Origin of the sequence: Streptomyces aculeolatus, from assembly GCF_020400605.1 — a bacterium.
Taxonomy (GTDB): Bacteria; Actinomycetota; Actinomycetes; order Streptomycetales; family Streptomycetaceae; genus Streptomyces; species Streptomyces aculeolatus.
On the sequence record NZ_JAINRD010000011.1, the window covers coordinates 25473 to 40403 of the forward strand.

The 14931-nt window shown below is 71.2% G+C and carries 13 protein-coding genes and 1 tRNA gene; 10 read left to right on the forward strand and 4 right to left on the reverse strand.

Going from position 1 to position 14931, the window contains the following annotated elements:
* Nucleotides 1-107: 107 nt before the first annotated feature.
* The 7 genes from LG396_RS19460 to LG396_RS19490 all read left to right on the forward strand — a co-directional run bounded on the left by LG396_RS19460 (nt 108) and on the right by LG396_RS19490 (nt 8214).
* A tRNA-Leu gene (locus tag LG396_RS19460) sits at nt 108-192 on the forward strand.
* 359 nt (nt 193-551) lie between these two features.
* On the forward strand, nt 552-2057 hold the full coding sequence (locus tag LG396_RS19465; RefSeq protein ID WP_225795733.1) for an AMP-binding protein: 1506 nt from the start codon (nt 552-554) through the stop codon (nt 2055-2057).
* 188 nt (nt 2058-2245) lie between these two features.
* Nucleotides 2246-2764, forward strand: coding sequence for an acyl carrier protein (locus LG396_RS19470; protein ID WP_225795734.1), 519 nt, complete (start codon nt 2246-2248; stop codon nt 2762-2764).
* A gap of 34 nt (nt 2765-2798) precedes the next feature.
* Nucleotides 2799-3485: a helix-turn-helix transcriptional regulator gene (locus LG396_RS19475; RefSeq protein ID WP_225795735.1), complete on the forward strand. Its 687-nt coding sequence runs from the start codon at nt 2799-2801 to the stop codon at nt 3483-3485.
* Nucleotides 3486-3530: 45 nt separating this feature from the next.
* The gene (locus tag LG396_RS19480) at nt 3531-4847 is read left to right on the forward strand and encodes a condensation domain-containing protein (protein WP_225795736.1); all 1317 of its coding nucleotides are present in this window, start codon (nt 3531-3533) and stop codon (nt 4845-4847) included.
* 131 nt (nt 4848-4978) lie between these two features.
* Nucleotides 4979-7243 carry a peptidase domain-containing ABC transporter gene (locus LG396_RS19485; protein WP_225795737.1) on the forward strand — a complete coding sequence of 755 codons (2265 nt, stop codon included), beginning with the start codon at nt 4979-4981 and terminating at the stop codon, nt 7241-7243.
* The gene (locus LG396_RS19490; protein WP_225795738.1) at nt 7243-8214 is read left to right on the forward strand and encodes a protein kinase family protein; all 972 of its coding nucleotides are present in this window, start codon (nt 7243-7245) and stop codon (nt 8212-8214) included. Before LG396_RS19485 ends, LG396_RS19490 begins: the two co-directional genes overlap by 1 nt.
* A 39-nt stretch (nt 8215-8253) precedes the next feature.
* On the opposite strand, the gene LG396_RS19495 is transcribed toward LG396_RS19490, so the two are convergent.
* The 4 genes from LG396_RS19495 to LG396_RS19510 are packed head-to-tail and all read right to left on the reverse strand — an operon-like array spanning nt 8254 to nt 11697.
* A complete protein-coding gene (locus LG396_RS19495) occupies nt 8254-8940 on the reverse strand; it encodes an SDR family NAD(P)-dependent oxidoreductase (RefSeq protein WP_037746720.1) in 687 nt (228 codons plus the stop codon).
* Between the two features lie 20 nt (nt 8941-8960).
* Nucleotides 8961-9869 carry a phytanoyl-CoA dioxygenase family protein gene (locus LG396_RS19500; protein ID WP_225795840.1) on the reverse strand — a complete coding sequence of 303 codons (909 nt, stop codon included), beginning with the start codon at nt 9867-9869 and terminating at the stop codon, nt 8961-8963.
* 26 nt (nt 9870-9895) lie between these two features.
* Nucleotides 9896-10300 carry a type 1 periplasmic-binding domain-containing protein gene (locus LG396_RS19505; protein ID WP_100298465.1) on the reverse strand — a complete coding sequence of 135 codons (405 nt, stop codon included), beginning with the start codon at nt 10298-10300 and terminating at the stop codon, nt 9896-9898.
* Between the two features lie 38 nt (nt 10301-10338).
* A complete protein-coding gene (locus LG396_RS19510; RefSeq protein WP_225795739.1) occupies nt 10339-11697 on the reverse strand; it encodes a B12-binding domain-containing radical SAM protein in 1359 nt (452 codons plus the stop codon).
* A 602-nt stretch (nt 11698-12299) separates the two neighbouring features.
* Between LG396_RS19510 and LG396_RS19515 the strand changes: the two genes are divergently transcribed.
* From LG396_RS19515 to LG396_RS19525, 3 genes are all read left to right on the forward strand, one after another.
* Nucleotides 12300-13256: an amino acid--tRNA ligase-related protein gene (locus tag LG396_RS19515; protein ID WP_225795740.1), complete on the forward strand. Its 957-nt coding sequence runs from the start codon at nt 12300-12302 to the stop codon at nt 13254-13256.
* Nucleotides 13257-13336: 80 nt separating this feature from the next.
* On the forward strand, nt 13337-14176 hold the full coding sequence (locus LG396_RS19520; RefSeq protein ID WP_225795741.1) for a class I SAM-dependent methyltransferase: 840 nt from the start codon (nt 13337-13339) through the stop codon (nt 14174-14176).
* Complete coding sequence (locus LG396_RS19525) at nt 14176-14928, forward strand: class I SAM-dependent DNA methyltransferase (RefSeq protein WP_130455558.1); 753 nt, start codon at nt 14176-14178, stop codon at nt 14926-14928. The genes LG396_RS19520 and LG396_RS19525 overlap by 1 nt, the downstream gene beginning before the upstream one ends.
* Nucleotides 14929-14931 lie beyond the last annotated feature (3 nt).

Sequence of the window (14931 nt, forward strand, 5' to 3'; positions counted from 1 at the left end):
CTGCCCCGCCGGTCCCCGCGACCCAACCCTCGGGGTGATCGCGGGGGCCCGCGGGTTTGCTAGGGTGTACCGCGTCGCGGCGGGCCACGCCCGCGCGGCTTCCACCGGTCCAGGTGGCGGAATGGCAGACGCGCTAGCTTGAGGTGCTAGTGCCCGTATTAGGGCGTGGGGGTTCAAGTCCCCCCCTGGACACAGTTTTTCATCCCCCACTCATGCGGATCGGGCTCGGCCCCGCGCGAAGGATCAGCTTCGCTGCCCACTCGGCCGTGTCGAGGACTCTCCGAGAGAACGACCCTCCCTGAGCGGCGCACATCTGCTCGACGGCCGACAGCTTCGTCGATGGGCCGGCTCGCCGGGTGCCGTCGCCTGCACCGTCGCCGCGAACGCGCCGGGGTGCTTTTTCTCCGCCGATGGCATTAATCACCGCTGCGTCCCCCTGTCCACTTGTTGCCGGTATCAGTGCTAGCCATGAGCCGCCATTGACCCTCGGGACCGTGCCTCTATAGCTTCTCCGCGACGACGGAAACGCGCCCGGGGACAGGAGGCAGAGCATGGCAGCCACCAAAAGGCCGCGTTCTCTGGTTGCCCGTCTCCGGGAGCTCGCGGAGACTTCTCCGGACCACCTGAGTCTGATCTGTACCGGTGGCCGAGCGGGTACCGAAACCGTTTCCACGGCACAACTCGTCGACGACATCCTCGACATGGCGGAAAGGCTCGGCCAGACCGCGTCCGACGGAAATGAGTCGTTCGTGCTGTGCCATCCGGCCGGCGTCGACCGGCAGACCGCGACCCTGGTACTCGCGGCGCTCTGCGCCGAGGTGACGCTCGTGCTGCACCCGCCGGGACTACCGGCAGACGTCCTTGACGGTGCACTGGCGCAGGGAGGCATCGGGCCTGCCGCCGAGAACGGTCCGGGTTCCCTCGCGCCATGGCGCGACCAACCGTACGAGCGCCGGCCGACGTACTTTCTCCTCACCAGCGGGACGACCGGGGCGCCGAAGCTGACGCCTTTCTGGAACTACGCCGACTACGACCCGCGGGGCATCCCCGATGTCCTTTTCCGAGCCACGGGGTGGTCGGGGGCGACAACGCATCTGCTCACCCTGCCCCTGTACCACATCGCACCCTTCGGAGTGCTCGTCCAATCCGTACTGGACGGCCACACCCTTCTCCTCGGAGAGAATCTCGACCCCGCCGGGACCGTCGAGGTGATCGAGGAGTACGGGGCCGACTGGCTGCTACTGACCCCTCATGACATGGGCGAGCTCCTGCCCGCGGCGGAAAAGCACCGGGAATCGCTGCGCGGCGTGCGCACACTCTTACACACGGCGCTGCCATGTCCCCCCGGACTCAAGCGTGCGTGGATCGATCTGCTCGGCCCCGACCGCGTATACGAAACCTACGGCGGCACCGAGGGTGTGGGAATGACCTTCCTGCGGGGGCGGGAATGGATCGAGCATCCGGGATCGATCGGACGGGGCCTCCTCACCCGGATACGCATTGTCGGGGAGGACGGCACGGAACGCGTCGCCGGCGACATGGGGACGGTGTACATGCGCCGGCTGGGTGCCGGTTCCGGCACCACCGCCGGACGCCCCTGGCTGGACCGGACCGCGGACGGGTTCGCCAGCCTGGGCGACGTGGGGTTCGTCGACGAAGACGGCTACCTCTATCTGCACGACCGGCTCGCCCACCGGATCGACACCGGCGAAGGCCCGGCCTGGCTGGGACTCACCGCCGCCGTGCTGCGGGAGCATCCGGACCTCTCCGACGCCGAGTGTGTGGACGACGGATCCGGGCGCAGGCTGCTGGCCCTGGTCGTCAGCCGCGGCGAGGACGACGACGGGCGACTGCACCGGCGGCTCACCGAATTCTGCGCGGCACGGCTCACTCCCCCGGAGCGCCCGAGCGGGTACGTGCGCGTCCCGGCGATCCCGCGCTCGGCGCTGGGCAAGGCCGATCGGGCGGCCATCGCCCGACTGGCCGCATCACGGGCCCCCATCTGCGACAGCTCAGATGGGTTTCTCAACAAAGCACCAATCGACAGGAAAGGGTGAATCATGGATTTCTTCGACACCGAAATCGTCGACGTGGAGGGTCTGTCGGACGAGGCTCTCGACGACGTTGTCGGCGGCGGCGGCCTGGCCGACCACTGCTGACGTAGCTCTTCCGGCACTCCGGTGGTGGTCTGGTCCCTCCGAAAGATCGCCACCGGAGTGTCTGCGCCGTGGTCCGGAAGGAGGAGATGGTGAGCGAAGAGATCGCCGAGAAGCACGACGCCACTCTGTTCCGCGTCGAGAACCCTTCGGTCCTGGGAGCGTGCGTCGCGCAGGGCGAGAAGGTGACCCTGCTGGTTTCCGGGAACGAGGCGCCGTCGGGCCTGACGCTGCGTCGGAGTTTCCTGCGCTGCTACGGAGTCGACGTCGACCGTGTCGAATTCGTCCGGGGCCTGCGGTGGCCCGCGCACGGCTGGTGCGCCGCGCCGGGGGACGCCGTGCCCGATCCCCGTCGCACCCGCTATCGGCACGAGCCCCTGAGCAGAGGGCTGGAAGCGGAGATCGGATCACTGTGGTCGGCGATTCTCGACGTACGGCACATCGGTGCCCTCGACGACTTCTGGGACCTCGGCGGCAATTCGCTGGACCTGGTCGAACTGGCGGAAGCACTGCAGGAGCGATTCCGCGTCGACCCGGACCTCCTCCACCACAACGACGGCCTGACGGTTCGTCGCCTCGCGGCGTTCGTCGATGCCGCACGGGGGTGAACCGGCGTCCGGGCTCCCCGCCGAGGCCCGGCCGATGGAGATCATCGCCTCGGACCGGGAGGTCGGGGCACGTGTACGGGCCGAGGTCGACAAGGCGTCCGACGAGGTCCTGGCGTTCGCCGGAAAGCCGGCCGTGGAGGGGACATGTCCCGGAGATGCCGAGGCGGACCGGGAAACCCAGCTCCGGGCTCTGGAACGGGGGGTGCGTGTGCGTTCTCTGCTCCGGCACTCCACCCGTTTCCACCTTCCCAGTATCGGGCTGATGGAGACGCTGACCCGCGCGGGCGGGGAGTTCCGGACGATCGGCGAAGTGGTGCAGCCGTCCTGGGTGATCGACAGGCGGCTGTGCCTGGTGCGTATCGGGCCGCAGGTTCCCGAGGCGGAAGGAAACGGTATCGACGGGGGTGCTGCGCGCGGAACGGCGGTGGTCTTTCACCATCGCGCCGTGGTGGACTACTTCGCCTCCCTCTTCCAGTCCGCGTGGGATCGCGGCGTCCGCTTCGACCCCGACCGCGTACAGGAACCGGAAGTATCCGACCGAACGAAGGCCTCCATCCTGCTGCTGCTGGCCACAGGAGTGAAAGACGAGGTCATCGCGCAGCGGCTCGGCATGTCCGTGCGCAGTTGCCGGCGGCACATCGCGAGCCTCATGGCGTCCCTGGGAACCGGCAGCCGCTTTCAGGCGGGCGCCGAGGCTCAGCGCCGTGGGTTGCTCGGTTGACCGACCGCGACCGGCCGAACGGACCGGGCCAGAGGAGGAATCGTCGTGATCACCCATGAGCTGATCCCGCTCACCCTGTCCCAGCAGCGGTTCGTCGATGCTCTCGAATCGCGACCGAAGCTGCGGGCGTCCTTCTCCATGTCGATTTCCCTCACCGGCCCGCTCGATGTGGCGGCCCTGCTGACCGGCCTTCACCACCTGGTGCTGAGGCACGACGCGCTGCGCGTCGCCATGCGACGTACGTCGACGGGGGGTTGGGGTCAGTGGTTCCGGGAAGCGCCTCCGCTCTCCGAGGTCACGACATGCCAGGCGGTGCACGCGCCCTCGGATGACAAGTTCTCCCGGTACGTCGTGAAACTGGCGACCCGCGACGCCGCGACACCCTGGCGCCTCGAAGAGGAGTACCCCTTCCGGTTCCGGCTGATCCGGCGCTCGGAGGAGGACCACGTCCTGCTGCTCACCTTCGCGAAGCAGGCCGTGGACGGGGCCCTGTACCTGCTGCTCCCCGAGGACCTGTGGTCGGCCTACCAGGCGCTGCTGGCCGGCGGAACCACCCCCGGCGAGCCCGGAAACGGGTTCGCCGAAGCCCTGCGGCGCCGGGAATCCGGGAGCTCCCCCGATCCGACGGAGTTCTGGCGGTCCCGGCTGGCCCGCGCGCGGCCGTGCCGGCTTCCGGTACCGGCGGCCCCGGCCGACGCCGACGCCGACGCCGACGGGGAACCGGGGCCACGCACGTACAGGTTCAGCCTGGTGGGCGAGGAGGCGCAGGACCTGCGCGGTGCGGTACGCCGGGCGCGGTGCAGCGAGTTGCAGGTGGTCCAGGCCGCCCTGGCCGAGGCGGTCTTCGAGCGGGTGCCGGACGACACGCTGGCCATCACCCTCCCCGTGGATACGCGGCGGTCGTACGAACGCGGCGTGCTCGGCCAGTTCGGCGTGAACCTCCCCCTCGTGCTGAGCCGCCCGGCCGGCGGCGCGGAGATGATCGCCCAGGTGCGCCACGAGTGGCTCCAGGTCCTCAGGAACCGGCACGTCACCTCGCGCACGGTGCGGCGTCTCGCGCCGTCGAGCACGGGGTGGCTGGGCGCCGACGAGGGCAACAACCTCCGTCTGAACTACCTGCCGCACACGCCCGTGACGCCTGCCGGGACACGCGGGGACGGCGCCCTGCGCGTCGTCTACGGCCGTTACTCCCCGCGGGTTCTGCGGGAGTCGGCAGCCGTGCATCTCCGGGTGGGCAGTTCGGCGGATCGACTCGACTTCACGCTGTCGTGTGCTGCGCGCGGAGGGTCGGACGAGGCGGGAGAAGCTCTCGCCGGTTCCCTGGAGAGGCTGATGCGCCGCCACGCGGAGGGCTGCCGATGAGTACGGACGCGGACGAGAGGCAGGCCGGCAACGTGCCTGAGGAACCACCGGGCGCAGCAGGTGACAAGGCGGCGGGGGCCGCCCCTGCCGGCGGTCGTCGCCGGTTCCGTCGTCAGGCGATGGAGCGCCGGTTGTCGCGAAGGCAGTTCGGTGACCCGCTGACGACGGTCATCGGCCGCCGGGAGGCCGTCCCCGATCTCTCGGGCGGCTGGCTGAGACTCAAGGCGAGGGCCCGCAACGGCGGGGGCGGGCAGCGGCGCCCGGTTCCGGTCGTCTATCAGACGGAGGCCAGTGACTGCGGTCCCGCCAGTCTGGCCATGGTGCTGAACTACCACCGCGTCCCCGTGAACCTCGCCGAGTTGCGCGAGCAGATGGCGATCTCCAGGAACGGCGTCTCGGCCCGCACCCTCCTCGATGTGGCGCGCAGCCACGGCCTGTCGGCCCGCGGGGTCCGCGTCGGTGTGCCGGGCCTTCGCAACCTGCGTCCCGGGAGCATCCTGTTCTGGAACTTCGACCATTTCGTCGTCTTCGAGCGGGCGACCGGGCGGCACGTCTACATCGTGGACCCCGCGTTCGGGCGCCGGCGCATGACGGCGGACGCCGTGTCCGACGCGTTCACCGGAGTCGCCCTGGAGTTCGGGCCACCACTCGGCGGCGTCCAGGCGGAGCAGCCGCGCGGCCGGTTCCGGCGGCACCCCGCGGCCGGCCGCAGCCCCTGGCGCTATCTGGGCTACTTCCTCAGCCGGGAACAGCCCTGGAAACGGCTCACCGGCTTCTCCGTCCTGCTCATGCTGTTCAGCCTGTGCACACCCCTGATGACCGCCTACGTGGTGGCGAACGCGCCCTCGGCATCCCGTGGTCAGGGTGCCCAGACGCTGACGCTTGCGCTCGGTGTCCTGGGGGCCGCCGGCGCGTACGCGCTGCTCCAGATCCTGCGCGGGCTGAACCTGGTGTCGCTCCAGGCCATCGCGGACAGGCAGGTGACCCTCGGCATACTGGAACACCTGCTCGGCCTGCCCTACGACTACTTCACCCGGCGCAACCCGGGTGACCTCGCCATGCGGGTGCGGACGAGCACGGCCGTACGGCAGGTGCTGACGACTTCGGCCCTGTCGGCGTTGGTCGACGGTCTGATGGTGCTGGTCTACCTGTGCTTGATGCTGGTGGGCGACACCGGATTCGCGCTGGTCACGCTGGTGTTGGCCGCGGCCCAGGTTCTCGTCCTCCTCGTGTTCTGGAACAACCAGCGCTACCTGGCGGCGGAGGCCCTGGAGCGGCAGGCCACCGCCGAGGGCGACCTCATGGAGATCCTGGACGGAATGCAGACGCTGAAGGCATCCGGTCTGGAGTCGGCCGCCGGCGAACGCTGGAGCCACTCGCTCATCGACGAGATCAACGCGCGGAGCCGGAGCCGGCGCAGTCAGGCCGTGGCTCTCGCGCTCGGCGTCACCGTCCAGTTCGTCGCGCCCCTGGCGATCCTCGTCTACGGCTACCTGAGGGTTTCCCGGGGAGACATCTCCCTGGGCGTGGCCGTCGGCTACGCGTCCCTCTCGGTGGGCCTGTTCGCGCCGCTGGCGAATCTGGTCCAGAACGCCCTGCAGGTGTCGGGGCTCGCCGCCACGCTCGCACGGCTCACCGACATCGTCGAGCACTCCCCGGAACAGGCGGGGCGCGGAGCCGCGGTGGATCTGCGCGGCAGGGTCGAGTTGTCCGGGGTGACCTTCTCCCATCCGGGCAGTGCGGTCCCGGCGGTGGATTCCGTGAGCATGTGCGTCGAGCCGGGCTCGTTCGTCGCGATCCTGGGCCGGTCGGGATCGGGGAAGTCCACTCTCGCCTCCCTGATCGCCGGCCTCCAGACACCCGCCGCGGGGTCCGTCAGCTACGGCGGTGTGTCCCTGGCGGAAGCGGACCGGGTGGGCATGCGCCGCAGGCTCTCGTACGTGGACCAGGAGTCCCGCGTCTTCGCCGGTTCGATCTGGGACAACATCGCCTACGGCATGCCGGACGCCCCGCACGAGCGTGTCGTGCAAGCAGCCCGGCTGGCGCGGATCGACGAGGAGATCAGGGCCATGCCCGTCGGCTACTCGACGCTGCTCGGCCCCGGCGGCCTGGGAGTCTCGGGAGGCCAGCGCCAGCGCATAGCCCTGGCGCGGGCGCTGCTGCGCGAGCCGGACCTGCTCATCCTGGACGAGGCGACGAGCGCGCTGGACGCCCCCACCGAGGCGGAGATCTTCGGGGAACTCCTCCGCCGCGACATGACGTTGATCGTGGTCGCACACCGGCTGGCGGTTCTGGAGTCGGCCGACAAGATCGTCATCCTGACCGAGGGACGCGTCACCGGGGAGGGCGGCTTTCACGACCTGGGGCTCGCCTCCGGAGCCTGGCAGCCGGCCTGATGACCGCCGACGCATCGGCCGGCAGCGGTTCGGCCACGGCACCGGAGAGCGCGCGGGCCCGCTGGGAGGAGCTGCCGCCGGCCCTGCGGAGCTGGGCCGAGCAGCGGCTGGGCGGCCCCGTCGTGTCCGCGGTGACCGCCCCGGGTGGTTTCTCCGTCGGGGCGGCGTGCCGGCTGCGCACCCGCCGTGGGCGGCGCGCCTTCCTCAAGGCGGTGTCCACCGGGATGAACCCGCGCTCGACCGACCTGCAACGGCGGGAAGCGCACGTCACCCGCCTGCTGGAGCACGATCCGGCCGTGCCCGCGGTGCTCGGCGTGTACGACGCCGGCGACTGGGCGGGCCTGCTGCTGACCGAGGTGGACGGCCGGCTGCCGCCGCAGCCGTGGCAGCCCGTCGACCTGGAGCGCGTCCTGGCGGCGCTGGCCGCTCTGCACGACCGGCACACCCCGGCTCCGGAGGCCGGGCTGCCCGGCGTCGGCGCGGCCTACGGCGACGTACTGACCGGGTGGCGGCGGCTGGCCGCCCAGCCGCCGCCCGGTCTCGACGCCTGGTCCCGCCGTCACCTCGACCGGCTGGCCGAGGTGGAAGCCGGCTGGGCCGGGGCGGCGGCCGGCGGCACCCTGCTCCATGGCGATCTGCGGGCGGACAACCTCCTGTTCACCGCCGACCGGGTGGTGTTCCTCGACTGGCCGTGGGCCTGCGTCGGCGCCGCCTGGTTCGACGTGGTGGCGTTCGCCCCCAGCGTCGCCGCGCAGGGCGGCCCGGACCCCGACTGGCTGCTCGCGCGTACGCCGCAGGCCCGCGCCGCCGCCCCCGAGGCCGTCACCGCGGTCGCGGCCGCGGTCGCCGGCTACTTCACCGAACAGGCGTCACGTCCGGCGCCGGCCGGGCTGCGCAACCCGCGTACGTTCCAGGACGCCCAGGCGCGCGCCGCGCGTTCCTGGCTGCGGCACCGTACCGGCTGGACCTGAGGGCGCGAACCTGCACCGGTGGCGGGCATCCGGTGCGCCTCACCGGCCCGGTATGTCGATGACGGCGGCGTTCACGTGGCGGAACCGCGGCCCGAGCAGCTCGGCGATGACGTCGGCCACGGCGTCCGGCGGCATCGCCGACGCCGCCCGCTCGGGAAGTGCGGCCCGGAGCATGTCGGTGTCGACCGACCCCGGGCAGACGCAGTTGACCCGGATCGCCGCGTCGGCGAGTTCCTCGGCGAGGCACCCGGCCAGATGGGCGAGTGCGGCCTTGGCGGTGCCGTAGGCCAGGCCGTACCGGCCGGGGCGCCGTCCCATCCGGGACAGTACGAACACGACGTGCCCGCGACGCCGGGCCAGGGGCTCCCGGAAGGCGCGCACCGTCCGGTAGGCCCCGGCGACGTGCTCGTCCATCATGGCCATGATGTCCGCGGGGCGGATGGCGTCCATCGGCCCGGTGATCGCGGTGCCCGCCGTCACCACGAGCGCGTCCAGCCCGGTGCACCGGGTGTCCCACCACCCCCGGAGCCGCTGGACGGACCGGTCGTCGCGGACATCGGCCGCCGCCGGGGTGACGCGCAGGCCCGCCGCCCGGGCGGCGTCGGCGACCTCCCGGGCGCCGGTCGCGCTGGCCGCGGACACGTCCCACCCGGCCCGGGCCAGCAGCAGCGACACCTCGCGGCCGATGCCGCGGTTCCCCCCGACGACCAGTGCGGTGGCGTTCACGGCGTTGCGCCGACAGCCGGTCAGTATCCGAGCAGCCGTGACGGCGGGGCGACGAGGGTGCTCAGATAGTCCGCGTAGGAGACATCCGCCGGCATCGGCACGGTCGGTACGTCCGCGGGCATCCGGACCCAGGCGTCGGTGGACCAGTCGCGGCACAGCTCGGGCCAGTCCGGCACCCGGGGCCGGCCGTGCGGATGGGCGTACTCGCTGCGCATCGGGTCGGTGCGGCGCTGGTACCGCACGTCGATGGAGAGCCGGACCCGGTCGGTGGTGTTCGGTCCCCCGCCGTGCACCGTGAGGCTGTGGAAGATCACCGCGTCACCGAGCGCGTAGTCGGAGGTCCGCCACCGCGGATCCGCCGGATCGACCGGCAGGTAGACCGGCAGCGAGCGGGCGAGCGCGGGTTCGACGGGCAGGAAGCCGCCGCGGTGGGAGCCGGTGAGGACGCGCAGCCCTTGGCGCCGCGGCGTGCACGGGGTCAGGGGGATCCACACGGTCAGCACGTCCGAGGCCACGTGGAGCTTGACGAAGTCCTGGTGCGCCCCGGTGCTGTAGCCCTCGTCGGGGCCGGTGGGCAGCGCGACACGGGCGATCTTGGCCGGGTGGCAGAACACCTCCTCCTCCAGCAGCCCTTCGACCACCTCGTGGACGGCCGGCGCATGGGCGAGGCGGTGCAGGCCCTCGATTCCCTGCAGGGAGTCGTACGCCTCGCGGAAGGCCGGCCGGGAGCGGTCGGACGGTACGGGCCCGGCGACCGTGTGCCCCGTCGGCTCGGCGAGCCAGCCGAGCGCGTGCAGCGCCCGCCGGATGTCCGCGTCGACCGACCGGACCTCGGCCGGATCCAGGAGCCCGGGGAGGTAGAGGTAGCCGTCGCGGCGCAGCCGCTCCTGGAGGGGGTCCGACAGCCCTGACCTGACCATGGCGTCCATCGTCGTCACACGCTCCGATCCGGCGGTCACGGCCGCGCCACGAGCCGGGCCACCCCGGCTCGGCACGCGTCCCACCGGCCGTCGCCGTACGGCACGGCCCGGTCGTCGACGTAGGCCGCGGCAGGCACCTTGCGGCTGGTCACGCGCAGCGGGGGAAATCCGTGCTCGGCCAGCCAGCCGCGGATGGCCGCGGCGCCGGCCTCGGTTCCGGCCCGCGCGGAGACGACCACCGCCTCCACTCCCTGCCCCAGCAGCCATTCGACGAACTGCCGGGCGCCCGGCTCGGGCGCATCACACGGTTCGGGTCCGGTCCAGCCCGAGGTGTAGGAGTGCAGGACGCCGTCGAAGTCCAGCACCACGACGATCCGGGAAGGTCCCGCGTCCACCGGACCCGCTGTTCCCCCCGTCTCCTCCGCTTCCACCAGGTCCACCGCGTTACCTCCTGACGATTCCGGCACAGCGTGCCCCTTCAGTCGTGGGCGGCCAGCGCGGCGGCGAAGGCCGCCCGGGCCTCGACGTGGCCGCCGCCCGCGTCGAGTGCCTCGAGTACGGCGTCGCGGACCTGCCGCGCGCGGGGGTCCCGCAGCTCCCAGGCGGGCACCGGCCACTCCTCGGCCAGCCACCCGGCCCGCTGGTACTGCTTCCACAGCGTGGTCCCCGGGTGCGCGAAGACCTCGCACAGGAACTGCCAGGAGCTTTCGTACCCGCACGCGTCGATCACGTTCAGCGTCTCCCGCAGCTCCTCCGCGGTGGTCGCCGGGTGGTAGGTCAGGATCCCGGGGATGACCTCGATGCCCAGCTCCTGCAGCCCGCCGACCCGGCGCCGCACGTACTCCACGTCATAGCGCTCCCCGTAGCGCTTGTTGTAGAAGGTGAGTTGCTCGCCGCTGCCGGTCTCGATACCGATGAACACCCGGTACAACCCCGCCTCGGCCAGCTCCCGGAACACGTCCGCGTCCGCCGAGTCGAGCCGGCAGTCCAGCATGAACGGGATGTTCACCTTCCGCTCCCGCAGCGTCCGTGCGAACCGGACGGCCCGCTCGTAGGACTCGGGCGTCTTCGCCACGAACAGATCGTCCACGATGGTCAGGTGGGGTATCCGGTAGTCGGCGATGAGCTGCTCGATCTCGTCGACCACCAGGTCGACCGAGCGTTCCCGGTAGCCCAGTTTCTTGTGCAGCAGCCCGGCGGTCTGCCCGGTCGTGCAGTAGGAGCACCGGTACGGGCAGCCGCGGGTGGTGTAGACGGTGGGGCTGACACCGATGCGCATCACGTCGGGCAACTCGTCACGCGCGATCGGGGGCAGGGTGTCCAGGTCCAGCGGTTCGACGGGCGGGGGCTGCATCCGCACCTTCCCACCGTCGTCCCGCCAGGCGATGCCCGGGATGGCAGCGAGCGATTCCGCTCCCGTCGCCGCGGCGACGGGCACGATCGTCGCCTCGCCCTCGCCGATCGCGATGATGTCGAACTCCGGATAGTCGGAGAGGATGCGGTGGTAGTTGAGGGTGGCGAACTGGTGGCCGAGGACGATCTTGGCGTGCGGCCACCGCCGCCGGGCCCTCCGGGCGAGGTCGGCGTTCTCCTCGAAGACCTGGCAGGGGCCGGAGAACCCGATCAGGTCGACATCGATCTCCCGGCCCGCGGCCAGCATCGCCTCCCAGGTCTGGTCGACGAAGCGGTGGCATTCGGTCTGGCCGTTCACACTGCGCACCGGGATACCGGCACCGCGCAGCACGGCGACCAATGCCATGAGGCCGAGATGCTCCCCCGGATAGGACTTGTACCAGTGCTCGTCGGTGAAGCTCAGCTCGTATTCGAAGTACGACATCTTCCCGCCGAGTCCCCGGCCTTCCAGTCCCGACAGGGAGGGCGGATTTACCAGAAGCACACCCATCGCGCTGATTACCGATCCTTTCCGTATGTCCTTGCGCATGCGCCGGCGCCGCGCGGCGGGACGGCACGGGCCGACGGCGCCGACGGACCCCGCAGCGGGTGGGGACGGACCGCAAGGCGGTTCGGAGGGCGTTCGGAACACGGGCGTTGGCCCCGTGGTCATGCCCGCCCCGTCATCGTGAGCGGGTCACCGCTCCGGACGGGTCGGGGAAACGTACCACCGCTCCCCTTGGGGCAGAGCGTGAATTCGCGGCGGCCTCGGGGGCACCCCTGACGTGACTCCCGCCGCGGGGGCAACGGTTACGGGCTGACCCTGAAATCGCAGGTCCTGCTGTAGTCAGAGCGCCGGGACCATGGCTAATGTCCTGCCCGAATTGCTCACCGGCGCACGAGCCGGAGGCACCCGGAAGGGGTTGTCCCGGCCTGCCGGTCAAGGATGTTCGTGCGTCTGATCCAGATGGGGAAGTGTCTATGGCTGCTGGGCGCATTGTTCCTACTCGATCCTGGCGGCAGCCGGATTCCCATTTCATCGCCGCGATGACCAGCGAGTGGTATCGCGGCCTGGTCGAGCTGCAGCATTCGTTCACCGTCGCCACGCTCCATTTCTGGCAGGAGCGCGGGGCGAAGTGGGCGCACGCCCCGGTCACCACGGGGTCCATCTCCTCGCCCATGGGCCTGGGCAGCGACTCCTCACCCGTCGAGGTGGACCTGCACGGGGTGCCGACCTTTCTCGCCGACTCCATGCAGTTCGCGCTGGAGTACCTGTGCCGGCTCAGCGAGCCGGGAGCGTACTACCTGATGCCCTCGTTCCGCGGCGAGGCGGCCGACGCCACGCACCTGTGCCAGTTCCAGCACAGCGAGGCGGAGATACCGGGCCGGCTCGACGACGTCATCGCGGTCGTGGAGGAGTACGTCCGGTACCTCACCGGATGGCTGCACACCCACCACGCCGGCCTGCTGGCGCGCATGGCCGGGGACGTGTCGCACATCGAGGACCTGGTCGGCCGGTCGTCCGCCTTCGCCCGTCTCACGTTCGACGAAGCGGTGTCGGTGGTGCCGGAGCCCGACGGCGTCCATGCCGACGACATGGGCCGGTGGCGGTCGCTGACCCGGGCCGGAGAGCGGCGCCTGCTCGACCGGGTCGGGCCCTTCGTCTGGGTGACCCACTGGGACCACCTCGCGGTGCCGTTCTACCAGGCCGTCGACGACAGCGGTCGCCGCGCGCTCAGTGGGGACCTGCTGTTCGGCCCGGGTGAGGTGGTGGGCGCCGGGGAGCGGCATGTCACCGGGGACGAGGTGCGCCGGGCGCTGAAGACGCACGACGTGCCGGTGGACAGCTACGAGTGGTACGTCACGATGAAGGACTCGGCGCCCCTGCGGACAGCCGGGTTCGGGATGGGCGTCGAGCGCTACTTCATGTGGCTGCTCCGTGCCGACGACATCCGCGACTTCCAGGTCTTCCCGCGCGAGAACGGCCGCAACATCGTCCCCTAGCGCCGCTGCCGCGCCGCGCCGCGAGTACCGAACCGACCACAGCCCACCGGACCACAGCGAACGAGGTTGCCATGCCGCTGATGTCGAATTCCGAGTTCGAGACCTTCTTCCAGCCCTATGCCCGCAACGTGGAGGGGTTCTACGAGGCCGCGTACTGGCGGCTCTCGGACGAGCTGATCAAGGAGCTGGTACGGCGCCACCTGGGCCTGACGCCCGGGGCACGGCTGCTCGACGCCGGCGGCGGCACCGGGCGGTGGGGGCTGTGGTACTCCCAGGCCCTCGACGTGGACGTGACCGTCGCCGACAAGTCGTCGCACATGCTCGCCACGGCGGAGCAGCTCGTCAGGGCCGCGGCGCCGCGCCGCGAACCCCGCCTCGTGCAGTGCGACCTGCACGACGCCCCGGAGCTGGCGGACGAGGCGTTCGACGGCATCGTCAGCACGTACGGGGTGCTGAGTTTCCTGGAGGACCCGGCCGCGGTGTTCCGCACCCTGCACCGGGTACTGAGGCCGGGCGGGCGCGCTCTGCTGATGAGCCACTCGCTGTCCAACGCCCTGGCGTCGAAGGCGAACCGGGACGGGGCCCCGGCGCGGGAGCTGGCCGAACTCCTCGACACCCGCACCGTCAAGTGGTCCGACCACGTGCCCCGGCTCCGCGTCTTCTCGGCCCAGGACCTGAGGGAGCTGGCCGCCGACGCCGGATTCGCCGTCCGCGGCGTCTTCGGGGTGACGGCGGTGGTGCAGCCCGGTCCGGAGGACTTCGGTTACCCGTACACCGAGATCAGCGACATCTCGCGCCGGCTGGAGGACCCGGAGTACTTCGACACGGCCCTCCGCCTCGAACTCGCCGCGTCGGAGCAACCGGAATGGGCCGAGCGCGGCACCAACCTCATGCTCTACGCCGAGCGCCTGGAGAGCTGATGGGACAGCAGACCGCAGCGGTCCCGTACGACATGTTCGCCCCCGTCTACGACCGCTGGACCGCGGGCGACCACTACGAGCGCTGGGCGGAGTTCATCGCCGCCCGGTTGCCCGCTCTCGACGCACCCGCGCAGGTGCTGGACCTGTGCTGCGGCACCGGCAGGCTCTCGCTGCTGCTGCGGGAGCGGGGCTGCCTGGTGACCGGCGTGGACCGGTCCCCCGCCATGCTGGCGCAGGCGGCCCGGCGCCTGGGCCCGGACACCCCGCTGCTCCGGGCCGATCTGCGGCAGATGTCGCTGCCCCGCAGCTACGACGCCGCCGTCTGCACCTTCGACAGCCTCAACTACCTGGTGGACGACGGTGATCTGGAGTCCGCCCTGACGGGCACCGCGCGTGCGCTCCGCCCCGGCGGAGTGCTCGTCTTCGACGTCAACACCCGGCACAAGCTGGAGAACGTGTTCGGCGACAGCCACTACGGCGACGACCTCGGGGACTTCGCGTACGTCTGGCGGAACAGCCACGACCGCGCCACGCGTCGGACGACCTTCAGGATCACGCTGTTCCGGCGGCGCGAGGACGGTGCCTTCACCCGCCAGGACGAGCGGCATGTGCAGCGCTGGTTCACCCACGCGGAGATCGAGGCGGCGGCCGCGGCGGCGGGGTTGCGGGTGGACGACGTACGCGACGACTACGGCGACGGCGAGCCGGGGGCGGGCAGCATGCGGGAGACCTGGGTGCTGCGCAGGTCATGAGCA